The sequence below is a fragment of the Streptococcus sp. 5346 genome (assembly GCF_013277455.1).
Taxonomy (GTDB): Bacteria; Bacillota; Bacilli; order Lactobacillales; family Streptococcaceae; genus Streptococcus.
In genome coordinates this window covers 29,583-53,453 of record NZ_VMMY01000015.1, presented here as the reverse complement: position 1 = coordinate 53,453, position 23,871 = coordinate 29,583, and the positions used below count along the sequence as shown (strand labels likewise).

Here is a 23,871-nt window from a genome sequence, read left to right as displayed (position 1 = left end):
CTGAATGGAGTAAGATTTGACGTTTCCCACGTTACGGGATAAGAGGAAAAAAGCTGAGTCTTTTTTCGAATAAAGGTGGTACCACGATTTTCGTCCTTTTTGGCAGTCGTGGTTTTTAATTTGTTATTATTTATAAAGGAGATACCATGAAACTCAAAGATACCCTTAATCTTGGGAAAACAGCTTTCCCAATGCGTGCAGGCCTTCCTACCAAAGAGCCAGTTTGGCAAAAGGAATGGGAAGATGCAAAACTTTACCAACGTCGTCAAGAATTGAACCAAGGAAAACCTCATTTCACCTTGCATGATGGCCCTCCATACGCGAACGGAAATATCCATGTTGGACACGCTATGAACAAGATTTCAAAAGATATCATTGTTCGTTCAAAATCAATGTCAGGTTTTTACGCACCATTTATCCCGGGTTGGGACACTCATGGTCTGCCAATCGAGCAAGTTTTGGCAAAACAAGGTGTCAAACGTAAAGAAATGGACTTGGTTGAGTACTTGAAACTTTGCCGTGAATACGCTCTTTCTCAAGTAGATAAACAACGTGAAGACTTTAAACGTTTGGGTGTTTCTGGTGACTGGGAAAATCCATATGTGACTTTGACTCCTGACTATGAAGCAGCTCAAATCCGTGTCTTCGGTGAGATGGCTAATAAAGGTTATATCTACCGTGGTGCCAAGCCAGTTTACTGGTCTTGGTCATCTGAGTCTGCCCTTGCTGAAGCAGAGATTGAATACCATGACTTGGTTTCAACTTCCCTTTACTATGCCAATAAGGTCAAAGATGGCAAAGGTGTTCTAGATACAGATACTTACATCGTTGTCTGGACAACTACTCCATTTACCATCACAGCTTCTCGTGGTTTGACTGTTGGTGCAGATATTGATTACGTCTTGGTTCAACCTGCTGGTGAAACTCGTAAGTTTGTCGTTGCTGCAGAATTGTTGACTAGCTTGTCTGAGAAATTTGGCTGGGTTGATGTTCAAGTTTTGGCAACTTACCGTGGTCAAGAACTCAACCACATCGTAACAGAACATCCATGGGATACAGCTGTAGATGAATTGGTGATCCTTGGTGATCACGTTACAACAGACTCTGGTACAGGTATTGTCCATACCGCCCCTGGTTTTGGTGAGGACGACTACAATGTTGGTATTGCTAATGGTCTTGAAGTAGCAGTCACTGTTGACGAACGTGGTATCATGATGGCTAATGCTGGTCCTGAGTTTGAAGGTCAATTCTATGAAAAGGTAGTTCCAACTGTTATTGGAAAACTTGGTAACCTCCTTCTTGCCCAAGAAGAAATCTCTCACTCATACCCATTTGACTGGCGTACCAAGAAACCAATCATCTGGCGTGCAGTACCACAATGGTTTGCCTCAGTTTCTAAATTCCGCCAAGAAATCTTGGACGAAATTGAAAAGGTGAAATTCCACTCAGAATGGGGTAAAGTCCGTCTTTACAATATGATTCGTGACCGTGGTGACTGGGTCATCTCTCGTCAACGTGCTTGGGGTGTTCCACTTCCAATCTTCTACGCTGAAGACGGTACAGCGATTATGACAGCTGAAACTATTGAGCATGTAGCTCAACTCTTTGAAGAACATGGTTCAAGCATTTGGTGGGAACGTGATGCTAAGGACCTCTTGCCAGAAGGATTTACTCATCCAGGTTCACCAAATGGTGAGTTCAAAAAAGAAACAGATATCATGGACGTTTGGTTTGACTCAGGTTCATCATGGAATGGGGTTGTAGTGAACCGTCCTGAGTTGACTTACCCAGCAGACCTTTACCTAGAAGGTTCTGACCAATACCGTGGTTGGTTCAACTCTTCACTCATCACATCTGTTGCCAACCATGGTGTAGCACCTTACAAACAAATCTTGTCACAAGGTTTTGCCCTTGATGGTAAAGGTGAGAAGATGTCTAAATCTCTTGGAAATACCATTGCTCCAAGTGATGTTGAAAAACAATTTGGTGCAGAAATCTTGCGTCTCTGGGTAACAAGTGTTGACTCAAGCAATGACGTACGTATCTCTATGGATATCTTGAGCCAAGTCTCTGAAACTTACCGTAAGATTCGTAACACTCTTCGTTTCTTGATTGCCAATACATCTGACTTTAACCCAGCTCAAGATGCAGTCGCTTACGAAGAGCTTCGCTCAGTTGATAAGTACATGACTATTCGCTTTAACCAGCTTGTCAAGACCATTCGTGATGCTTATGCAAACTTTGAATTCTTGACAATCTATAAGGCCTTGGTGAACTTTATCAACGTTGACTTGTCAGCCTTCTATCTTGATTTTGCTAAAGACGTTGTCTACATCGAAGGTGCCAAATCATTGGAACGCCGTCAAATGCAGACTGTCTTCTATGACATTCTTGTGAAAATCACGAAACTCTTGACTCCAATCCTTCCTCACACTGCGGAGGAAATCTGGTCATACCTTGAGTTTGAAGCAGAAGACTTCGTTCAATTGTCAGAATTGCCAGAAGCGGAAACTTTTGCTAATCAAGAGGAAATCTTGGATACATGGGCTGCCTTCATGGACTTCCGTGGACAAGCTCAAAAAGCCTTGGAAGAAGCTCGTAATGCAAAAGTAATCGGTAAATCACTTGAAGCACACTTGACAGTTTATCCAAATGAAGTTGTGAAAACTCTACTCGAAGCAGTAAACAGCAATGTAGCTCAACTTTTAATCGTGTCTGAATTGACCATCGCAGAGGGACCAGCTCCAGAAACTGCTGTTAGCTTCGAAGATGTAGCCTTTACAGTTGAACGTGCTGCAGGCCAAGTATGTGACCGTTGCCGTCGTATCGACCCAACAACAGCAGAACGCAGCTACCACGCAGTCATCTGTGACCACTGTGCAAGCATCGTAGAAGAAAACTTTGCGGACGCTGTCGCAGAAGGATTTGAAGAGAAATAAGATTGAAAAGTCTAGGCAAAACTTAATTTGAGAAGAAAAGACAACTAATTTTATAATCTATAAAACGCATTGTATCACGTTTTTGAACACCTGATATGATGTGTTTTTATTTATTTTGAAAATTTGCCAGGTGTGACTTTGTATACTCATATTCAATGAAAATCAAAAAGCAAACTAGGAAGCTAGCCGCAGGTTGCTCAAAACACTGTTTTGAGGTTGTAGATAAGACTGACGAAGTCAGTCACATATATATGACAAGGGGACGCTGACGTGGTTTGAAGAGATTTTCGAAGAGTATCAACAAGAATCAAAGAGAAAGGTAGCAAATTAATAGCAGTAAGATAAAATACGAATTTGATATTAGGGATAAGATTGGTAAATTGTGTCATATTTTTATAATAATAAATTTACACAGTTGCTTTTGATTTCTGAAAAGTATGATATTTTATTTCATATTATGCAAATTTTTATTTTATAATATCAGAAAATGCTTTTTTTTTTTAGGAAATATGATACAATCTTATTTGAAAAAAATAAAAAGGAGATTTTATTATGAAATCAAAAACACTTGCTTTAATTAGTGGTATCGTCGGTCTTGTGGGAGGAATTTTACTTCTTATTGGTCCTTTTGTCTTGTTAGGAACAGCGGTAAATACAGCTGCTACAACTCTTAATGGAGGAGCTACTGCAGGGGCTGTTTCAGGTGTTGCCTTACTCTTGAATGCCTTGAAGATTGCAAATCTTGTTCTTGGTATCATTGCTATTGTTTACTATAAAGGAGATAATCGTGTAGGTGCAGCTCCGTCTGTACTAATGATTGTTTCTGGTGGAGTTAGTCTCATTCCATTCTTAGGATGGGTTGGGGGGATTCTTGCTATTATTGGAGGATCTCTATTCCTTGCAACATTGAAGAAATTCAAATCAGAAGAATAAAAGGTATTTTAGCATGAAAAGAACAAAAAAGTTTATCGGTCTAGGAATAGTTCTATTATCTGTTTCTCTTCTCGTTGCATGTGGAGCACAAAGTTCAAAGACTGCTTCAACAAGTAATGATGAGAAGACAGTAGCAACATCTAATACCTCAAAAGAAACAATCACTCTTGATACACCGGTTGTAACAGACGATGCGATTGAATCAATACGTACTTATGCAGATTATATAGATCTTTATAAAAAGATTTTTGATGATTATTTTACTAAAGCTGAGGAAAGTTTCAAAGGCACAGCTATGGAAAATAATGAGTCGTTTACTAAACTAAAAGAGTCAACTCAAAAATTATTCGATGCGCAGAAAAAAATATATGATTTGCTAGGGTCAACTGAGATTAAGGAAGATGATAAATCAAAATTGTCTCAACAATTGAAAGACTTTAGAGACAATTTGCAAAAACAGTTGAAAACTTTGACATCTCAACTACAGTAAGATAGAAATTTTTTTGTAGTAATTGAGAAATAATTGATTAAATTACACCCCAAATGTTAGAAATTGGGGTGTTTTTTAAAGGTTAAATAATGAAGATAGAATAGAAACAACCAAAAACAATGTGATTGCCAAACAGTCCTTTCCTTTTTGGTTTTGACTAGCTTTTTTGTGAAAAATTGTGTAAAATAGAATAGATAAACGAGGGGAAACCTCGGAAAATTTAAAGGAGAATCCATCTAATGGTAAAATTGGTTTTTGCTCGCCACGGTGAGTCTGAATGGAACAAAGCTAACCTTTTCACTGGTTGGGCTGATGTTGATTTGTCTGAAAAAGGTACACAACAAGCGATTGACGCTGGTAAATTGATCAAAGAAGCTGGTATCGAATTTGACCAAGCTTACACTTCAGTATTGAAACGTGCTATCAAAACAACAAACTTGGCTCTTGAAGCTTCTGACCAATTGTGGGTTCCAGTTGAAAAATCATGGCGCTTGAACGAACGTCACTACGGTGGTTTGACTGGTAAAAACAAAGCTGAAGCAGCTGAACAATTTGGTGATGAGCAAGTTCACATTTGGCGTCGTTCATACGATGTATTGCCTCCAAACATGGACCGTGATGATGAGCACTCAGCTCACACAGACCGTCGTTACGCTTCACTTGACGACTCAGTTATCCCAGATGCTGAAAACTTGAAAGTGACTTTGGAACGTGCCCTTCCATTCTGGGAAGATAAAATCGCTCCAGCTCTTAAAGATGGTAAAAACGTATTCGTAGGAGCTCACGGTAACTCAATCCGTGCCCTTGTAAAACACATCAAAGGTTTGTCAGATGACGAAATCATGGACGTGGAAATCCCTAACTTCCCACCATTGGTATTCGAATTTGACGAAAAATTGAACGTCGTTTCTGAATACTACCTTGGAAAATAATTTATAAACAGAAATCCTAGAAATTCCTAGGATTTTTTGTTTTTGCTTCTGGTTTCCAACTAGTTGAAAAAGCGTTATAATGGTAGTAGGAAGTAATTTGTTTGAGAGAGGGTGGGTCTGATGGCTTATATTGAGATGAAACGCTGTTATAAGCGTTATCAGGTTGGGGACACGGAGATTGTGGCCAATCGTGATGTGAATTTTGAAATTGAAAAGGGTGAATTGGTTATTATTCTAGGTGCGTCAGGTGCTGGTAAGTCAACAGTTCTTAACCTTCTTGGGGGAATGGATACCAATGATGAAGGGGAAATCTGGATTGATGGTGCCAATATTGCAGACTATAGTTCCTACCAGAGGACCAATTATCGTAGAAATGATGTCGGTTTTGTTTTTCAGTTTTATAATCTAGTTTCCAATCTAACCTCTAAGGAAAATGTGGAGTTGGCTTCAGAAATCGTGACAGATGCCTTGAATCCTGAACAGGTATTGACAGATGTAGGTCTGGCTCATCGTCTCAATAACTTTCCAGCCCAGCTTTCTGGAGGGGAGCAACAGCGAGTCTCCATTGCACGCGCAGTAGCCAAAAATCCTAAAATTCTCCTTTGTGATGAACCGACAGGCGCCTTGGATTATCAGACAGGCAAGCAAGTCTTGAAGATTCTCCAAGACATGTCTCGTCAAAAGGGAGCGACGGTGATTATCGTGACTCACAATGGAGCTTTGGCGCCCATTGCTGATCGCGTGATTCATATGCACGATGCCAGTGTCAAGGATGTGGTGATGAACCAGCATCCTCAGGATATCGACAGTTTGGAGTACTAGCATGATCAAGCGAAAAACCTATTGGAAGGACTTAATTCAGTCCTTCACAGGCTCTAAGGGGCGTTTTTTATCCATCTTAACCTTGATGATGTTGGGTTCTTTAGCCCTAGTAGGCCTCAAAGTAACTAGCCCCAACATGGAGGCGACAGCTAATGCTTATTTAACAACTGCTCAAACCTTGGATTTGGCAGTTATGTCTAATTATGGTTTGGATCAAACAGATCAAGAAGAACTAGAACAGATAGAGGGCGCAGAGGTTGAGTTTGGCTATTTGACAGATGTGACTATGGAAAATGGGCAGGATGCCATTCGGCTGTACTCCAAACCAGAGCGAATTTCAACCTTTCAGCTAAGAGAGGGACGACTTCCTCAGTCAGACGAGGAAATCGCTTTGGCCACTCATTTGCAAGGCCGATACAGCGTGGGACAGGAGATTAGTTTTAAAGAAAAAGAAGAGGGTCATTCCTCTTTAAAAGACCATAGGTATACCATTACTGGTTTTGTGGATTCAGCTGAAATCCTCTCTCAGAGAGATATGGGCTACGCAGCAAGTGGAAGTGGGACTCTGACAGCCTATGGGGTGATTTTACCTAGTCAGTTTGATCAGAAAGTCTACAATATAGCTCGTTTGAAATATCAAGATTTAGCATGCTTAAATGCTTTTTCATCAGCTTATGAAGAAAAATCCAAGCAACATCAGGAAGAACTTGAACAAGTTCTATCAGATAATGGCAAGGCACGTTTGCAAGTCTTGAAAAAAGAAGGGCAAGAGTCTCTAGACAAAGGTCAAGAGACCATTGACAAGGCTGAGACTAATTTGCAGGAAGGCAAGCGTCGTTTAGCAACTGCTCAAGCTCGTTTACAGGCTCAAGAAAGTCAACTAGCCTTGCTTCCTCAAGCTCAGAGAGAGCAGGCTAGTGCTCAACTTACCCAAGCTAAGCAGGAATTGAGCAAGGAAGAGGACAAACTAAAGCAGGCTGAACAAAATTTAGCCCAAGAAAAGGAAAAATTAGAAAAACATCAGCAAGTCTTGGATGATTTAGCTGATCCCAAGTATCAAGTCTATAATCGTCAGACTATGCCTGGCGGTCAAGGTTATCTCATGTACAGTAATGCTTCAGCCAGTATTCGGGCAGTGGGCAATATCTTTCCTGTGGTGCTTTATGCTGTTGCAGCTATGGTGACCTTTACAACCATGACTCGCTTTGTGGATGAAGAGCGAACACATGCTGGGATTTTTAAGGCCTTGGGTTATCGTAGCAAGGATATTATTGCCAAGTTTCTCCTCTACGGTCTAGTAGCTGGGACTGTCGGAACAGCTCTAGGTAGCATACTTGGACATTATTTGCTAGCTAGTGTGATTTCAAGCGTCATTACAAAAGGTATGGTGGTGGGAGAAACACAGATTCAGTTCTATTGGACCTATAGTTTATTAGCTCTTGGTTTGAGTTGGTTGGCGAGTGTGTTACCAGCCTACTTGGTAGCTCGTAGGGAACTTCATGATGAAGCAGCCCAGCTTTTACTGCCTAAACCACCTGTCAAAGGAGCTAAAATCTTACTGGAGCGCATCGGTTTTATTTGGCGTCGTCTCAGTTTTACTCATAAGGTAACAGCTCGAAATATCTTCCGTTATAAGCAGCGGATGTTGATGACGATCTTTGGTGTGGCAGGTTCTGTAGCTCTGCTTTTTGCAGGTTTGGGAATTCAATCCTCTGTAGCAGGAGTTCCGTCTAGACAGTTTCAACAAATCCAACAGTATCAAATGATTGTCTCTGAAAATCCTAGTGCGACCAATCAAGACAAGGCAGAGTTGGAAGAAGTGTTGAAAGGGCAGGATATTCAAGCCTACCAGAAAATTTATTCTAAGATGCTAGACAAGGATTTCAAAGGTAAGGCTAGTCTTCAGACCATTACCCTTATGATGACAGAGAAGGAGGATTTGACTCCCTTTATCCATCTTCAAAATCATCAGCAGAATCTGACATTAAAAGATGGCGTCGTTATTACAGCTAAACTTGCCCAGCTGGCAGGTGTTAAGGTTGGACAGACTCTAGAAATTGAAGGTAAGGAACTAACGGTCGCTGCTATTACTGAGAACTACGTTGGTCATTTTATTTATATGAGTCAGACTGACTATGAGCAACTTTACGGACAGCTACCCCAAGCTAATACATATCTGGTCTCGTTAAGGGATACCAGTGCTACTAGTATCGAAAGGCAGGCAGGTTTGCTTATGAATCAAGCTGCGGTGTCCAGCGTCGTACAGAATGCTTCAGCTATTCGGCTCTTTGACTCGGTCGCAAGTTCACTCAATCAGACCATGACCATCTTGGTCATCGTGTCGGTTCTGTTGGCTATTGTTATCCTTTACAATTTGACCAATATCAACGTAGCTGAGAGAATCCGTGAACTCTCCACTATCAAGGTTCTCGGTTTTCATAATAATGAAGTCACCCTCTACATTTATCGTGAGACGATTGTGCTGTCCCTTGTGGGAATCGTATTTGGTCTGGTATCTGGTTTCTATTTACACCAATTTTTGATTCAAATGATTTCGCCTGCGACTATTCTCTTTTATCCGCAGGTAGGCTGGGAAGTCTATGTGATTCCTGTGGCAGCAGTAAGCATCATTTTGATCTTGCTTGGTTTCTTTGTCAATTATCATCTGAGAAAAGTTGATATGTTAGAAGCCCTAAAATCTGTAGAGTAATACTCAATGAAAATCAAAGAGCAAACTAGGAAGCAAGCCGTAGGTTGCTCAAAGCACCGCTTTGAGGTTGCAGATAAAGCTGACGTGGTTTGAAGAGATTTTCGAAGAGTAAGGTAGTTATTTTTAGCTGATTGAACTTGTATTTACTCGTAAATAAAAATCCTCCGTTTCAAAGAGTAGGGAACTCTTTGTGACAGAGGATTTTTTCTATAGGGCTTTAGCAGCTGCAATTGCGGCTTCAAAGTTTGGTTCAGAGTTGATATTGTCCACGTATTCAACGTAGCGAATAGTATTGTCAGTATCGAGGACAAAGACTGCGCGTGCCAATAGGTGCCACTCATTGATTAAGAGGGCATAATCACGTCCAAAGGAATGGTCGAAATAGTCTGAGAGCATGATGGCATTTTCAATACCTTCAGCACCACACCAACGTTTTTGGGCAAATGGTAGGTCCATTGAAACAGTCAAGACAACCGTATTATCCAGTCCAGCCAGTTCTTCATTAAAACGACGCGTTTGAGTTGAGCAGATACCTGTATCGATAGAAGGCACGACACTCAAGACTTTTTTCTTGCCATCAAAATCAGCCAGAGATTTTTTAGAAAGGTCTGTTGTAGTGAGTGAAAAATCAAGTGCCTTGTCGCCGACTTGTAGTTGTTTACCTGTAAAGCTCACAGGATTTCCGAGAAAAGTTACCATAAGATACTCCAATCTTTTTTCTTCCATTTTAGCTGAAACAGTCGGAATTTTCCAATGATTTGACCGGAAATGTGGGCATAGAAAAAAACGCCAGCTCGTGTTGTACTGACCCCAAAAAGTTAGACAATTAATTTATCCGAAGGATTTAGTTCTGTACTGCACAGGGCTAAGTCCTTTTAGTTTTACCTTAATTCGTTTATTGTTGTAGTAATCAATATAGTCTACAATAGCTTGTTCCAATTGCTTAAGCGACTGAAACGACTTCTCATAACCGTAAAACATTTCCGATTTCAGAATCCCAAAGAAGGACTCCATCATACCATTGTCTGAGCTGTTACCCTTACGTGACATGGATGCTTGAATTCCCTTACCCTCAAGAAACTGATGATAAGAATCGTGTTGATATTGCCAACCTTGGTCACTATGGAGAATCGTATTCTCGTAGCATTTCTCTGTGAATGCCTGTTCCAACATTGTTTTTACTTGTTCTAAGTTGGGTGAAGTTGAAAGATTATAGGCGATAATTTCGCTATTAAAGCCATCTAAAACTGGTGATAAGTAAAGCTTTTGAGTACTTGCTGGAATGGCAAATTCTGTCACATCTGTGTAGCACTTTTCCATTGTTTTAGAGCCTTCAAATTGACGTTGAATGAGATTCTCTGCCTTCTTACCCACATCTCCTTTATGAGAAGAATATTTTCGTTTCTGTCGCATTTTAGCTTGTAAATTGAGTACTTTCATCAAGCGTTGAACTCTTTTATGATTTACCAGATAACCACGATTTCTTAGTTCTAAATGAACCCGACGATAACCATAATTTCCCTTATGTTCGATAAAAATGGATTGAATTTCAGCTTTAAGCTCTTGGTCCTTATCTGGTTTATCTAGCTGTTTCAAGTGATAGTAGTAGGTCGAACGAGCTAGTTTAATGGCTTTTAGAAGAATATCTAACGAAAACTCAGTCATTAATTCTTGAACAATTTCTGTCTTTCTTCTTTCTCTTTTTCCTCCTTCAATCGGAGTTCTCTTAACTTTTTTAGGATAGCATTCTCCGCTCTCAGGTATTCATTTTCTGCTTGAAGACGTTCTAATTCTGTTCTCTCTTCAGGTCTCTTTTTTGGCTTACGTCCCATTTTAGGTACTCTCCCTCTTGTTTTCTCAACAATAGTATACCCGTTTTTCTTGTATTGTGCTAGCCAATTAAGAAGTATCGTACGACTTGGGAGGCCGTATTCAAGAGAAACTCTATCTTTAGTCCAGCCTTCATGTATGACTTTATTAATCATTTCTTGCTTTAAATCAGGAGAATAGTAACGATTTTTTCCTTTTTTGACGAACTCTATTCCGTAACGATCAATCAATTTAATCATATACCTAAGATTAGAATTATTTATCCCAAATTTATTTGAAAGCTTCTCTAAGCTATATCCTTGTTTTCTAAGTTCATAGATCTGAACTTTATCATCATAAGTTAATTTCATAATAAAAACACCCCAAAAGTTAGATTTTTTCTGTCTAACTTTTGGGGTGCAGTTCATGTGAGAATGACGTTTTTCATTGAGTATTATTTTGCTAATCCTTCAGCAATCTTGTCAAGATTGTATTTCATCATGTTGTAGTAGCTGTCGCCTTCTTTACCTTGTTCTGCGATAGAGTCAGTAAAGATTTGTGCGTAGATTGGGATGTTTGTGTCTTGAGAAACAGTCTTCATTGGACGGTCATCCACGCTTGATTCTACAAAGAGTGAAGGAGTTTTTGTTTGGCGAAGTTTTTCAACCAAGGTTTTGATTTGTTCAGGAGTTCCTTCTTCTTCAGTGTTGATTTCCCAGATATAGGCACTTGGGACACCGTAGGCTTTAGAGAAGTATTTGAAGCATCCTTCGCTGGTTACGATCAATTTCTTCTCAGCAGGGATGTTGTTAAATTTCTCTTTAGCTTCTTTGTCAAGTTTGTCTAGCTTATCAGTATATTCTTTGAGATTTTTTTCGTAGAATTCCTTGTTGCTAGGGTCTTTAGCGCTCAATTGTTTTGCGATATTCTTAGCAAAAATCATCCCATTTTCAAGGTTGAGCCAAGCGTGTGGGTCTTCTTTGCCTTTTTCGTTTTGGCCTTCAAGGTAGATAACATCAACGCCTTCACTGACTGCAAAGTAGTCTTTGTTTTCAGTTTTCTTGGCATTTTCTACCAATTTTGTAAACCAAGCATTGCCACCTGTTTCAAGGTTGATCCCGTTATAGAAAATCAAATCAGCTTGAGATGTTTTCTTAACGTCTTCAGGAAGTGGTTCGTATTCGTGTGGGTCTTGACCAACAGGAACGATACTGTGAAGATCAATCTTGTCACCAGCAATATTTTTAGTAATATCAGCGATGATTGAGTTTGTAGCAACAACTTTTAGTTTTTGACCAGAAGCTGCATCTTTTTTTCCGCTAGCACACGCTACAAGAGCAATGACGGAAAGAAAGAGAACGAGTAATGTACCTAATTTTTTCATTAGATCCTCCAATTTATTGGGGTTTTGCCCCTTATTTTAACAAATGTTTATTTTTCAGTTTCAAATATCGTTGTTTTGGAGCGATAAAGAAGCTAATGAGAAAGAAACTAGCGGCTGTAAGCACGATACTAGAACCTGCCGCAACGTTAAAGCTATAGCCGATAAAGAGTCCCAAAACTGAAGCTGTAGCTCCAAAGGTTGAGGAAAGGAAAATCATACTTTTTAGGCTATTAGCATACAGATAAGCAGTTGCAGCTGGGGTAATCAGCATGGCTACAATCAGGATAGTTCCGACACTTTGCATGGCTGTCACAGACACGAGAGTCAAGAGTACCATGAGAAGGTAGTGATAGAAATTGACAGGCATTCCCATGGCTTTGGCCAAGAGTTCATCAAAGGATGTTATCAAGAGTTGCTTGAAGAAAATCCAGATCAACAAGAGAATGGCTGCACCAACACCCATAGTAATAAACATATCCGTATCTTGGACGGCTAGGATATTACCAAAAAGGATATGGAAAAGGTCAGTTGAACTTTTAGCGACACTAATCAAGATGATACCGAGGGCTAAGAAAGAAGAAAAGGTAATGCCGATGGCGGTATCGCTTTTGATAATCGAGTTTCCCTTGATGTAGGTAATGATGATGGCAGCTAGCAGTCCAAAGACAATGGCTCCGATAAAGAAGTCAAGGCCCAAGATGAAGGAGAGGGCTACACCTGGCAAGACAGCATGTGAAATGGCATCTCCCATGAGTGACATCCCGCGTAGAATGATGAAACATCCTACAGCTCCAGCTACGACCCCGACGACAATGGCTGTTATCAAGGCATTTTGTAAGAAATGGAATTTTTGCAATCCATCGATAAATTCTGCAATCATAGGTCACCTCCATTGAAAAAGAGTCGATTACCGTAAGCTTCTTTGAGATTGGCTTCGGTAAAGGTTTCTTTGGTTGGACCAAAGGCAATCACTTCTCGATTGACAAGCAAGACTTGATCGAAGTAGTGGGGAACCTTGCTGAGGTCGTGGTGGACGATGAGAACCGTCTTCCCAGCTTTTTTCAAATCTCTCAGCGTATTCATGATGATTTCCTCACTGACAGAATCAATCCCAACAAAGGGTTCATCCAAGAGGATATAGTCGGCTTCCTGTACCAAACATCTGGCAATCAAAACCCGCTGAAATTGACCTCCAGATAGTTGACTGATTTGCCGTTCTGCGTAGTCAGCTAGACCGACGATTTCAAGGGCTTCCTCTACTTTTTTCCAATGTTTAGCATTTAAATTGCGAAAGAGAGGAATAGAGGGAAAGAGTCCTAGTGAGACACATTCCTTGACCTTGATGGGAAAGTTGTAGTCGATATTGATTTTTTGTTCGACATAGGCGATTCGGTGTAAGGATTTTTTAACTTCCTTGTCATCGAGAAATGCCTGACCTTGATGTGGGATAATTCCCAGCATACCTTTTAATAATGTTGATTTTCCAGCACCGTTAGGACCAATGATACCAGTAATTGTTGGTCCTTGGAGCACTAGTGAAATATCCTTAAGTGCCAACGTTTCTTTGTAGGAGACACTGAGGTTTTCGATACGTATCATAAACTTGTATTCCTCCTTACTCTTAATATACCTTAAAAAAAAAATTAAGTCAAGTTAATTTTTTAAAAAATTAAAATATTAACAGTAAAATATTTAAGTTCTTTTAATCTTGTATTTTAATTGCATTCCCAGTTAATTTTTGTTAAGCTAAAAACAAGTACAAATGAAAGCGAGAACACGATGACACGTTATCAAGATGATTTTTATGATGCAATCAATGGAGAATGGCAGAAGACGGCTGAAATTCCAGCAGATAAGTCTCAAACGGGAGGTTTTGTTGATTTAGACCAGGAAATTGAAGATCTGATGCTGGCGACAACAGACAAGTGGTTGGCAGGAGAAGAGGTGCCTGAGGATGCTATCTTGGCAAACTTTGTCAAATACCACCGCCTAGTTCGTGACTTTGATAAGAGAGAAGCTGACGGTATCACACCTGTCTTACCACTTCTTAAAGAATTCCAAGAATTGGAGACTTTTGCAGATTTTACAGCTAGACTAGCAGAGTTTGAACTTGCTGGTAAACCGAACTTCCTTCCTTTTGGTGTATCGCCAGACTTTATGGATGCTAGAACCAATGTTCTATGGGCTAGCGCTCCAAGCACGATCCTGCCAGACACGACCTACTATGCAGAAGACCATCCTCAGCGAGAAGAGCTCTTGACTCTTTGGAAAGAAAGTAGCGCAAATCTCCTCAAGGCTTATGATTTTTCTGATGAAGAAATTGAAGACTTGCTTGAGAAAAGACTAGAATTGGACCGTCGAGTTGCGGCAGTAGTGCTTTCTAATGAAGAAAGTTCAGAATATGCTAAACTCTACCATCCATATGCTTATGAAGATTTCAAAAAATTCGCGCCTGCTCTACCTTTGGATGACTTCTTCCAAGCCGTTCTTGGACAAGTGCCAGACAAGGTTATCGTGGACGAGGAACGTTTCTGGCAAGCCGCAGACCAATTCTATAGTGAAGAAGCTTGGCCTCTCCTCAAGGCAACCTTAATTTTAAGTGTAGTTAATCTCTCAACCAGCTATTTAACAGAAGAAATACGTGTCTTATCAGGTGCCTATAGCCGTGCGCTTTCAGGAGTTCCAGAAGCCAAAGATAAGATTAAAGCAGCCTACCAGCTAGCACAAGGCCCATTCAAACAAGCCTTGGGTCTCTGGTATGCCCATGAAAAATTCTCCCCAGAAGCTAAGGCGGATGTGGAGAAAAAAGTGGCAACTATGATTGATGTCTATAAGGAACGTTTGGCTAAAAATGACTGGCTGACTCCTGAAACTCGTGACAAGGCCATCGTCAAACTCAATGTCATCAAGCCTTATATCGGTTACCCAGAAGAATTACCAGCACGCTATATGGACAAGGTAGTGGATGAAACGGCTAGCCTTTTTGACAATGCTCTTGCCTTTGCGCGTGTAGAAATCAAGCACAGTTGGAGCAAGTGGAACCAGCCTGTAGACTACAAGGAATGGGGCATGCCTGCTCATATGGTCAATGCTTACTACAATCCACAGAAGAACCTAATTGTCTTTCCAGCAGCTATTTTACAGGCTCCTTTCTATGACTTGCATCAGTCATCTTCTGCTAATTACGGTGGGATTGGTGCAGTTATTGCCCATGAAATTTCTCACGCCTTTGATACCAACGGAGCTTCCTTCGATGAAAATGGTAGCCTCAAGGATTGGTGGACAGAGAGCGACTATGCCGCCTTCAAGGAGAAAACACAAAAAGTCATTGACCAATTTGATGGACAGGATTCTTATGGAGCAACCATCAACGGTAAATTGACTGTATCAGAAAACGTGGCTGACTTGGGAGGAATCGCTGCAGCGCTTGAAGCAGCTAAGAGAGAACCAGACTTCTCAGCAGAAGAATTCTTCTACAACTTCGGTCGCATCTGGCGCATGAAAGGTCGTCCAGAATTTATGAAACTTTTGGCTAGCGTCGATGTGCACGCACCAGCCAAACTCCGTGTCAATGTACAAGTACCAAACTTCGATGATTTCTTTACAACCTATGATGTCAAAGAAGGCGACGGAATGTGGCGTTCACCAGAAGAGCGCGTGATTATTTGGTAAGGCAAAGAACCTAGTCATCAGAAAAAGGCATCCAATCAGGTGTGAAAACCTTGACTGGATGCCTTTTGCAATGGAAAGATTTGCTGGATAGTTTACTTAAAATGTGATAGTCATTGTCACCATCTTGTTAGAAAAAAGGATTGAAGGTCTTTTCGTGAGCGATAGTAGTAGCTGGACCATGTCCTGGATAGACATCATAGTTTGGTAGGGTGAAGAGTTGAGTCTGGATACTATGGAGGAGTTGTTCCATGCTACCAGTTGGAAGATCCGTCCGTCCGATTGTTTCACGGAACAGAGCATCACCTGTCAAGACCAAATGAGCTTGCGGAAAGACGATAGAAACACCACCGATAGAGTGACCTGGTGTTGGCAAGACAGTGAAACGAAATTCCTCTAGTTGGTATTCTTCGTGAAAGACAAAGGTGCGTTCAGCCGGTTTTGCGACCACATCTGCCATATCATCGTGGCGAGGTAGCCCAGAGAGATTATCGACAGGAGTATAGAGCCAGCTGGCTTCGCTCTCTGCGATATAGACAGGAGGATTGCCAAAAGTTTCGCGAACCAAGTCCAGACTCATGATATGGTCATAATGGGCGTGGGTCAATAGAATGGCACAGATTGGTTTGTTGATGTTCTCTATTGTCTGACGAATAGCTTCCCAATGGCTACCAGGGTCAACCACGATGAGGTACTTTTCGCCTTCCAAGTAATAGGTATTTTCATAAGCAACAGGATTCACGGTTTTATGGATTTTCATACTAGCTCCAATCTCAAAGAATGTACTAAATTAAGTATAGCACAGTTGGGGAAAATAGGTAAGGATTTAGAATGGACTTAAAAACCAGCATGACTAGATGAAGACAGGCTGGTTATCAATTTATCAATATTGGAGAGGTGTCAATTGCCCTTCATAGGTTGCATAAACTCCGTCATTAGCTTGTTTGATAGATGTGATGTTTAGAGTGCCACCGTAGTTGGCTTCTCGTTTGTCGCTATATTCACTATAAGTTATCCTATTGGGCAGGTTCTGGTCGTTAGCATAGTATTGAACGACTGTTTTTTTATAGCTTTGCTGGCTGAATAGAAACAGGCAGCTAACTCCTAACACTAGGAGAGCAAAGATAGAAATAGCAGTTTTTTTCATAGGTGTTCTCCTTATAAACTAAAGGATAAAAGAAAGTATCTTGAGGATTTTAATTCCAAAATCCAGTCAAGGTACCAGTGTATGTGACACGAGTTCCACTGTTTATCTTTCGTATATTCAATGGAATTGGGGAAGTCAGAAAGTCTTTCGGTTACAATATGGTTTCCGTTCTTCTATCTCTCCTTCTATCACCTAAGTTTAAAATCTAACTTCGTAATATATTATAGACTAATAATTCAGAATTATCAAGCAATTCTGAATTATTTTTTTCTTATTCTGTTCTAATCTAGTTTTCATATTCTTAAAAAAGTGATAAAATGGTAGGAAGAATTGGAGAGTAGAGATGCCAAAAGAAGTGAATTTAACAGGCGAAGAAGTTGTCGCTTTAACCAAAGAATATTTAACGGAAGAGGATGTCCATTTTGTCCATAAGGCCTTGGTCTATGCGGTGGAATGTCATAGTGGTCAATATCGCAAATCAGGTGAGCCTTATATCATTCACCCCATCCAAGTGGCAGGTATTTTAGCCAAACTCAAACTAGATGCCGTAACGGTTGCCTGTGGTTTCTTGCATGATGTGGTAGAAGATACAGATGCGACCTTGGACGATTTGGAAAGAGAGTTTGGTCCCGATGTGAGGGTAATCGTCGATGGGGTTACCAAACTTGGTAAGGTCGAGTACAAATCGATCGAGGAGCAGTTGGCTGAAAATCATCGCAAGATGCTCATGGCCATGTCTGAGGACATCCGCGTTATCTTGGTCAAACTATCTGACCGCTTGCACAATATGCGGACCCTGAAACACCTTAGAAAAGACAAGCAGGAGCGTATTTCCAAAGAAACTATGGAAATCTATGCCCCACTTGCCCACCGTCTGGGGATTTCCAGTGTCAAATGGGAATTGGAAGACCTGTCTTTCCGTTATCTCAATCCGACAGAGTTTTACAAGATTACCCATATGATGAAGGAAAAGCGCAGGGAGCGTGAAGCCTTGGTGGATGAGGTGGTCACAAAATTAGAGGAATATACGACAGATCGTCACCTAAAAGGGAAGATTTACGGTCGCCCCAAGCATATTTACTCGATTTTCCGCAAAATGCAGGACAAGAGAAAACGGTTTGAGGAAATCTATGACCTGATTGCCATTCGTTGCATTTTAGATACCCAAAGTGATGTTTATGCTATGTTGGGTTATGTGCATGAGCTTTGGAAACCCATGCCTGGTCGTTTCAAAGACTATATCGCTAATCGCAAGGCTAATGGTTACCAGTCTATCCATACGACTGTCTATGGGCCAAAAGGACCGATTGAGTTTCAGATTCGAACTAAAGCCATGCACGAGGTTGCTGAGTACGGGGTTGCGGCTCACTGGGCTTATAAGAAAGGCGTTAAGGGGCAGGTTAACAGCAAGGAATCGGCTATTGGGATGAACTGGATCAAGGAGATGATGGAGCTCCAAGACCAGGCTGATGATGCCAAGGAATTTGTGGACTCTGTTAAGGAAAACTATCTGGCTGAGGAGATTTACGTCTTTACCCCAGATGGAGCTGTCCGTTCCCTTCCAAAAGATTCAGGACCGATTGACTTTGCCTATGAAATCCATACTAAAGTTGGTGAAAAAGCGACTGGTGCCAAGGTCAATGGTCGCATGGTTCCACTGACAACCAAGCTCAAGACGGGGGATCAGGTTGAAATTGTTACCAACCCGAACTCCTTTGGACCTAGCCGTGACTGGCTCAACATGGTCAAGACTAGCAAAGCGCGTAACAAGATTCGTCAGTTCTTTAAAAATCAAGATAAGGAATTGTCAGTCAATAAGGGTCGTGAAATGTTGATGGCTCAGTTCCAAGAAAATGGCTATGTGGCCAATAAATTTATGGACAAGCGCCACATGGATCAAGTTCTGCAAAAGACTAGCTACAAGACAGAAGAATCCCTCTTTGCGGCTATTGGTTTTGGAGAAATTGGAGCTATTACTGTCTTTAACCGTCTGACTGAAAAGGAACGTCGTGAAGAAGAACGTGCCAAGGCCAAGGCGGAAGCAGAAGAACTTGTCAAGGGTGGCGAGGTCAAGGTTGAAAATAAAGAAACCCTCAAGGTCAAGCATGAGGGTGGTGTGGTCATTGAAGGTGCCTCAGGTCTCCTAGTGCGGATTGCCAAGTGCTGTAATCCTGTTCCTGGTGACGATATTGTCGGTTACATTACCAAGGGGCGTGGTGTGGCTATTCACCGTGTGGACTGTATGAACCTGCGTGCCCAAGAAAACTACGAGCAACGTCTCCTTGATGTGGAATGGGAAGACCAGTACTCTAGCTCAAATAAAGAGTATATGGCCCATATCGATATCTACGGCCTTAACCGTACAGGACTGTTGAACGATGTACTGCAAGTTCTTTCAAACACAACCAAGAATATCTCAACGGTCAATGCCCAACCAACCAAGGATATGAAATTTGCCAATATCCATGTGTCCTTTGGCATTGCCAACCTCTCTACACTGACCACGGTCGTAGATAAGATTAAGAGCGTACCAGAGGTTTATTCTGTCAAACGGACCAACGGCTAATGGTCCTAGCTCTTACTAGAAAGGCTATTATGAAAATCATTATCCAACGAGTTAAAAAAGCTCAAGTGAGTATCGAAGGTCAGGTTCAGGGAAAAATCAATCAGGGACTCTTATTGCTGGTTGGTGTTGGACCAGAGGACCAAGAGGAAGATTTGGACTATGCTGTGAGAAAGCTTGTCAACATGCGGATTTTTTCAGACGCAGAAGGCAAGATGAACCTGTCTGTCAAAGATATTGAAGGAGAAATCCTCTCTATTTCTCAGTTTACCCTCTTTGCGGATACTAAGAAAGGCAATCGTCCAGCCTTTACAGGTGCAGCCAAGCCTGATATGGCGTCAGACTTCTATGATGCTTTCAATCAAAAATTAGCGCAAGAAGTACCCGTTCAGACAGGCATCTTTGGAGCGGATATGCAGGTTGAGCTGGTTAATGACGGACCAGTTACCATTATCCTAGATACTAAAAATAGATAAGAAAGACCAAGCCCAGCCGGCTTGGTTTTTCTCATCTATCATAAAATGCTCCAAAAAGAAATCGGTTCCCGATAGGCTTTTGGGAAGTCTTTTTTCAGGCTTTGGCTTATGCGATAGGAAAGTATGAGATGTCCTAGGATGAGGAGGGGACCCTGAAGGAAAAGTGGGATACCCCTTAAAAACAGCAAGGAGAGAATCATCAGGCTATCCCAGAGGAGGATTTGTAAGGCAAATCGCCAGAATCTCGGTCTAATCTGGGAATAGAGTTGACTAAAGTAGTCACAAAGCTGGTTTGAAAGATAGGCCAATAGCACAGGATGAAAGAAAATGAGCCAACCGCTATAAATCAAAATCCAATCCCAAGTAAGCCCCCCTTTAAATGTCAAAAATGCCAGCATGATTCCATCAATGACAAGGAGTTGAGTGGTTTTGATGAAGATGATTTTTTTCATGATAAGACCTCCTTTTCCTTAGAGACATTCCCACAAAGAGATATGTTTGTTGTAAAAGTCAGGATAGTTTTCTCTTAGGTAGTCCGCCGTCCTATAATATAAAGTAGAATGACAAGCAGTGACAATTGGCATAAGAGAGTATAAACGATGAGAACTAACGAAGGCTAAAAGGACAAAAAATAGAAAATCAATGGAGAGAACCCCTAAATAGTAGAAGCGAATCTTTTTATTGATTTGAGGATAAATCTCAGCGAATTGATGTTTGAGTCGGACAACCAAGCGAAATAACAGGAGTCCTTGAGTAAGGAGGAAAATAAAACCAGATAGCAAGAGCCACCCCAAAGATGTATCGGGTCTTTTGCTGAAAAATGCGAATAGTAGCAAATCGATAACTGCAATTGCTGTAAAATGGATTCTAAAGAGATTTTTCATAAGATGACCTCCCTCTTTTATCTATCTTCATTCTACTCCAAAAGAAAAGAAGTTACAAGTAAAATGATAAAAAATTTTAGTAAGGAGATTCTGTTAGATTTCTTTATTTGATTTCCCTCTTATTGTTCCACTTCTTCATCATTCCAGACAAATAAAGCTCCGATTGCATTGAGGATATAAAAGATGTATTTTCCGATATTGGCAAAATTTCCTTGAATACCAGCTTTTGTCAGCTGAACGAAATTGTAAATCAACCAAAAGCCCCATTGGGTTGTTAGTTTTAATGCGTTCAAAGCATTGGCAATGAGGGACAGTGCAAAGGCAATAGTTGTTACGTAGGCAAGGAGATTCATCTTGCCCCCATATCCGATATAGTTGGTCACAAAGGCAAAGAGGAAGGCGATGATGGAAATGATGATGGCCGCCAATTTTACCTGTTTTTGGCTCATTTGGTTGGGTTTGCCTTCTTGCGAAGCTTCCCATTTTTTAATAGCAAAGGTATAAATGAGGAAGGTGACAGGATAGGTGATAATGGCCGCCTTATTTCCAAGGATATAATCAATGGTGCCAGACAAAATGGTATTAATAATACCGAAGTAATTTCCCCATTTGCTTAATTTTCCCGTGAAACGAGTGGACAGCATGGAAATCCCAACGTTGGTTACGGAAATCAATCCAAAAGGAACAAGAGCAGTCCATGGTCCCCAGTCTACGAATTTGTCGAGACGAGAGTTGAGGTAACCAGATGCAATCGCAATCCCAACGACCAAAGCAACTCCGAAGAGGTCAAACCATTTGGATGTCGCAAAAATTTTTAGTGATTTTTTCATATGTTAAACTATCTTTCTTGTTTTTTACAAACATTCTACAACTAAATGAAAGTAAAATCAAATGCTAGAAATAAAACCCTGAAAATTTGATTTTCAGGGTTGGTAGGGGACTTGAGAAATTAGTCGATTTTCTCGACGTAGAGTTGTTTGGCAATGTCCATACCTACTTGTAAATCCTCGTCTTTACTGAGGATAGTGAAGGTATTACTGAAGCCATCAAACTGCTTGACTTGGAGCTGGTCACCGATGTGAAGTGAGTGCTTATCTAAATAATTGAGAATGTCAAAACTATCATGCACCCGAGTCAGGCGGTAGGAGCCAGCTTCCTTGATGTCAGCTAGTGGCAGGTTATTGATTTCAACTAGGAGTTCTCCCTTGGCAGGAATAGTTCCTCCGTGGGGACAAGTTTTGGGAAATCCTAGTAGTTTATCCAGTCTTTCCACGAAAAGGTCAGAGACAGTATGCTCCAAGACCTCAGCTTCCTCATGAATCTGGTCACTCGTATAGTCTAAATGATGAACTAGAAAAACTTCAATCAAGCGGTGTTTACGATAGAGCTCAGAGACCAGTTTGAGGCCGAGGTCAGTCAGTAGATAGCCACATTCCTTGTCTTTGAGGATGAGATTTTCACTTTTCATCCGTTTAATCATTTCAGTTACGGCAGGGGGAGAGACTTGCATGCGGGCAGCAATTTCCTTGTTGGTAATTTTATGCAGGTCTATGCCAATTTCATAAATACATTTTAGATAGTCTTCTTTATTCGGGGTCATTCGCTTCCTCTTGTCTAATATCTTTATCTAGTATATCAAAAAAAGCTAGATTTCTCTAGCTGTGACTTTTTATGTTATACTTATTGCAAGAGAAAAAACAAGGAGATGGATATGACGAAAATAGCTCTTCTTTCAGATATTCATGGAAATACCACCGCCTTGGAGGCTGTTTTGGCAGATGCTCGGCAGCTAGGAGTGGATGAATACTGGCTTTTGGGAGATATTCTCATGCCAGGAACAGGGCGTAGAAGGATTTTGGACTTGTTGGCTGATCTACCGATTACGGCTAGAGTTTTGGGAAACTGGGAAGACAGTCTTTGGCATGGTGTCCGCAGGGAATTGGATAGTACTCGTCCCAGTCAACGCTATCTCTTGCGCCAGTGCCAGTATGTTTTAGAGGAAATATCCCTAGAAGAAATCGAATTGCTCCACAATCAACCACTCCAGATTCATCGTCAGTTTGGTGATTTGACGGTAGGAATTAACCATCATCTGCCTGATAAGAACTGGGGGCGAGAGTTGATTCATACTGGAGCGCAAGAGGATTTTGACCGCTTGGTGACCAATCCACCTTGTGATATCGCTGTATATGGTCATATTCATCAGCAGTTGCTTCGTTATGGGACTGGTGGACAATTAATTGTCAATCCTGGTTCGATTGGGCAGCCTTTCTTTCTAGATGCTCAGTTGCGGAAGGACTTGCGGGCCCAGTATATGATTTTAGAATTTGATGGCAAGGGCTTGGTAGATATGGACTTCCGACGGGTAGACTACGATGTGGCAGCTGAATTGCAGTTGGCTAAAGACCTGAAACTTCCCTATTTTGAGGTTTATTATGAAAGTTTGGTCAATGGTATCCATCATACTCACAATCAGGAATTTCTGAGAGAATTGGCCCAGAAAGAGGGCTATGATAGGGAGTTAGATGTCTGGTTGAAAAGTGGTAACGATTGACATTACAACTTAAAAGGGTATAATAATAGAAAAAGAAGAGTAGAGGCAGGCTAGCCTCGTAAAAAGGAGAAGAGGATGCAAATTCCAAGTAGATTTACCATTGCGACTCATATGCTGATAATCATTGCCCTCAAGGGGAAGGAAAGCAAGGTGACCAGTGATTTTTTAGCTGCTAGTGTCGGGGTCAATCCTGTCATTATCAGAAAGACCTTGTCCCAGTTGAAGAAGGCAGAGCTGATTTCAGTAGCGCGTGGAACAGGGGGAACAGAGATTGTTAAGGATATCAAGGATATTAGTCTGTTAGATGTTTATCAAGCGGTGGAGTGTCTTGGTAAGACAGGCCAACTCTTCAGTTTCCATGACAATCCGAATCCAAATTGCCCAGTTGGAGCTCATATTCATGATGTTTTGGATCAAAAATTGGAGAGAATTCAGTTGGCTATGGAGGCTGAGCTTGGTCAGACTAGTTTAGAGCAAGTTGTGGCCGATGCAGAGAGTCAAATGAAGGATTGAATTCTTCTTTAAAACAAGAAAAGCTTATGAGAAGGTTTTTATACTC

Annotated in this window: 22 protein-coding genes; 11 read left to right on the top strand and 11 right to left on the bottom strand. The window is 41.1% G+C overall.

Annotation, left to right across the window (positions count from 1 at the left end):
• Positions 1–146: 146 nt before the first annotated feature.
• From ileS to HT732_RS09115, 6 genes are all read left to right on the top strand, one after another.
• A complete protein-coding gene (gene ileS, locus HT732_RS09140) occupies positions 147–2,939 on the top strand; it encodes an isoleucine--tRNA ligase (protein ID WP_173254781.1) in 2,793 nt (930 codons plus the stop codon).
• 552 nt (positions 2,940–3,491) lie between these two features.
• Complete coding sequence (locus tag HT732_RS09135; protein WP_000837844.1) at positions 3,492–3,872, top strand: hypothetical protein; 381 nt, start codon at positions 3,492–3,494, stop codon at positions 3,870–3,872.
• Positions 3,873–3,885: 13 nt separating this feature from the next.
• Positions 3,886–4,362: a hypothetical protein gene (locus HT732_RS09130; RefSeq protein WP_000831503.1), complete on the top strand. Its 477-nt coding sequence runs from the start codon at positions 3,886–3,888 to the stop codon at positions 4,360–4,362.
• Positions 4,363–4,601: 239 nt separating this feature from the next.
• Complete coding sequence (locus tag HT732_RS09125; RefSeq protein ID WP_000240129.1) at positions 4,602–5,294, top strand: phosphoglycerate mutase; 693 nt, start codon at positions 4,602–4,604, stop codon at positions 5,292–5,294.
• 120 nt (positions 5,295–5,414) lie between these two features.
• The gene (locus HT732_RS09120; protein ID WP_173254779.1) at positions 5,415–6,116 is read left to right on the top strand and encodes an ABC transporter ATP-binding protein; all 702 of its coding nucleotides are present in this window, start codon (positions 5,415–5,417) and stop codon (positions 6,114–6,116) included.
• Between the two features lies 1 nt (position 6,117).
• Entirely contained in the window at positions 6,118–8,826 is a 2,709-nt protein-coding gene (locus tag HT732_RS09115) for an FtsX-like permease family protein (RefSeq protein WP_173254777.1), read from the top strand.
• 207 nt (positions 8,827–9,033) lie between these two features.
• Here HT732_RS09115 and tpx read toward each other — a convergent pair whose 3' ends face one another.
• From tpx to HT732_RS09090, 5 genes are all read right to left on the bottom strand, one after another.
• Positions 9,034–9,525: a thiol peroxidase gene (gene tpx, locus HT732_RS09110; protein WP_000256026.1), complete on the bottom strand. Its 492-nt coding sequence runs from the start codon at positions 9,523–9,525 to the stop codon at positions 9,034–9,036.
• A gap of 132 nt (positions 9,526–9,657) precedes the next feature.
• A protein-coding gene (locus tag HT732_RS09105; protein WP_173254775.1) for an IS3 family transposase occupies positions 9,658–11,006 on the bottom strand; the annotation gives its coding sequence in 2 pieces (ribosomal slippage) (positions 9,658–10,565 and positions 10,565–11,006; 1,350 coding nt in all).
• A gap of 83 nt (positions 11,007–11,089) precedes the next feature.
• Complete coding sequence (gene psaA / locus HT732_RS09100) at positions 11,090–12,019, bottom strand: metal ABC transporter substrate-binding lipoprotein/adhesin PsaA (RefSeq protein ID WP_173254773.1); 930 nt, start codon at positions 12,017–12,019, stop codon at positions 11,090–11,092.
• Between the two features lie 31 nt (positions 12,020–12,050).
• Complete coding sequence (locus HT732_RS09095; RefSeq protein ID WP_000559786.1) at positions 12,051–12,899, bottom strand: metal ABC transporter permease; 849 nt, start codon at positions 12,897–12,899, stop codon at positions 12,051–12,053.
• Entirely contained in the window at positions 12,896–13,618 is a 723-nt protein-coding gene (locus tag HT732_RS09090; RefSeq protein WP_173254771.1) for a metal ABC transporter ATP-binding protein, read from the bottom strand. The genes HT732_RS09095 and HT732_RS09090 overlap by 4 nt, the downstream gene beginning before the upstream one ends.
• 180 nt (positions 13,619–13,798) lie before the next feature.
• On the opposite strand from HT732_RS09090, the gene pepO reads away from it, so the two are divergent.
• On the top strand, positions 13,799–15,691 hold the full coding sequence (pepO, locus tag HT732_RS09085) for an endopeptidase PepO (RefSeq protein WP_173254769.1): 1,893 nt from the start codon (positions 13,799–13,801) through the stop codon (positions 15,689–15,691).
• Between the two features lie 127 nt (positions 15,692–15,818).
• Here pepO and HT732_RS09080 read toward each other — a convergent pair whose 3' ends face one another.
• A complete protein-coding gene (locus tag HT732_RS09080) occupies positions 15,819–16,448 on the bottom strand; it encodes an MBL fold metallo-hydrolase (protein ID WP_173254767.1) in 630 nt (209 codons plus the stop codon).
• Between the two features lie 123 nt (positions 16,449–16,571).
• Positions 16,572–16,799 (bottom strand): hypothetical protein, encoded by a 228-nt coding sequence (locus HT732_RS09075; RefSeq protein ID WP_313970275.1) that lies wholly within the window; start codon positions 16,797–16,799, stop codon positions 16,572–16,574.
• Between the two features lie 379 nt (positions 16,800–17,178).
• Between HT732_RS09075 and HT732_RS09070 the strand changes: the two genes are divergently transcribed.
• Positions 17,179–19,401 (top strand): bifunctional (p)ppGpp synthetase/guanosine-3',5'-bis(diphosphate) 3'-pyrophosphohydrolase, encoded by a 2,223-nt coding sequence (locus HT732_RS09070; protein WP_050241976.1) that lies wholly within the window; start codon positions 17,179–17,181, stop codon positions 19,399–19,401.
• A 29-nt stretch (positions 19,402–19,430) separates the two neighbouring features.
• On the top strand, positions 19,431–19,874 hold the full coding sequence (gene dtd, locus HT732_RS09065) for a D-aminoacyl-tRNA deacylase (protein ID WP_000691419.1): 444 nt from the start codon (positions 19,431–19,433) through the stop codon (positions 19,872–19,874).
• A gap of 38 nt (positions 19,875–19,912) precedes the next feature.
• On the opposite strand, the gene HT732_RS09060 is transcribed toward dtd, so the two are convergent.
• From HT732_RS09060 to HT732_RS09045, 4 genes are all read right to left on the bottom strand, one after another.
• Positions 19,913–20,326 carry a hypothetical protein gene (locus HT732_RS09060; protein ID WP_173254765.1) on the bottom strand — a complete coding sequence of 138 codons (414 nt, stop codon included), beginning with the start codon at positions 20,324–20,326 and terminating at the stop codon, positions 19,913–19,915.
• 18 nt (positions 20,327–20,344) lie between these two features.
• Complete coding sequence (locus HT732_RS09055; RefSeq protein WP_050074192.1) at positions 20,345–20,758, bottom strand: hypothetical protein; 414 nt, start codon at positions 20,756–20,758, stop codon at positions 20,345–20,347.
• Between the two features lie 119 nt (positions 20,759–20,877).
• Positions 20,878–21,588 (bottom strand): nicotinamide mononucleotide transporter, encoded by a 711-nt coding sequence (locus HT732_RS09050; RefSeq protein ID WP_173254763.1) that lies wholly within the window; start codon positions 21,586–21,588, stop codon positions 20,878–20,880.
• 119 nt (positions 21,589–21,707) lie between these two features.
• On the bottom strand, positions 21,708–22,358 hold the full coding sequence (locus tag HT732_RS09045) for a metal-dependent transcriptional regulator (RefSeq protein WP_173254761.1): 651 nt from the start codon (positions 22,356–22,358) through the stop codon (positions 21,708–21,710).
• A 111-nt stretch (positions 22,359–22,469) separates the two neighbouring features.
• On the opposite strand from HT732_RS09045, the gene HT732_RS09040 reads away from it, so the two are divergent.
• Together HT732_RS09040 and HT732_RS09035 are read left to right on the top strand one after the other, a co-directional pair.
• Complete coding sequence (locus HT732_RS09040; RefSeq protein WP_173254759.1) at positions 22,470–23,312, top strand: metallophosphoesterase family protein; 843 nt, start codon at positions 22,470–22,472, stop codon at positions 23,310–23,312.
• A 75-nt stretch (positions 23,313–23,387) separates the two neighbouring features.
• Positions 23,388–23,825, top strand: a complete 438-nt coding sequence (locus HT732_RS09035) for an Rrf2 family transcriptional regulator (protein ID WP_173254757.1) — start codon at positions 23,388–23,390, stop codon at positions 23,823–23,825.
• Positions 23,826–23,871 lie beyond the last annotated feature (46 nt).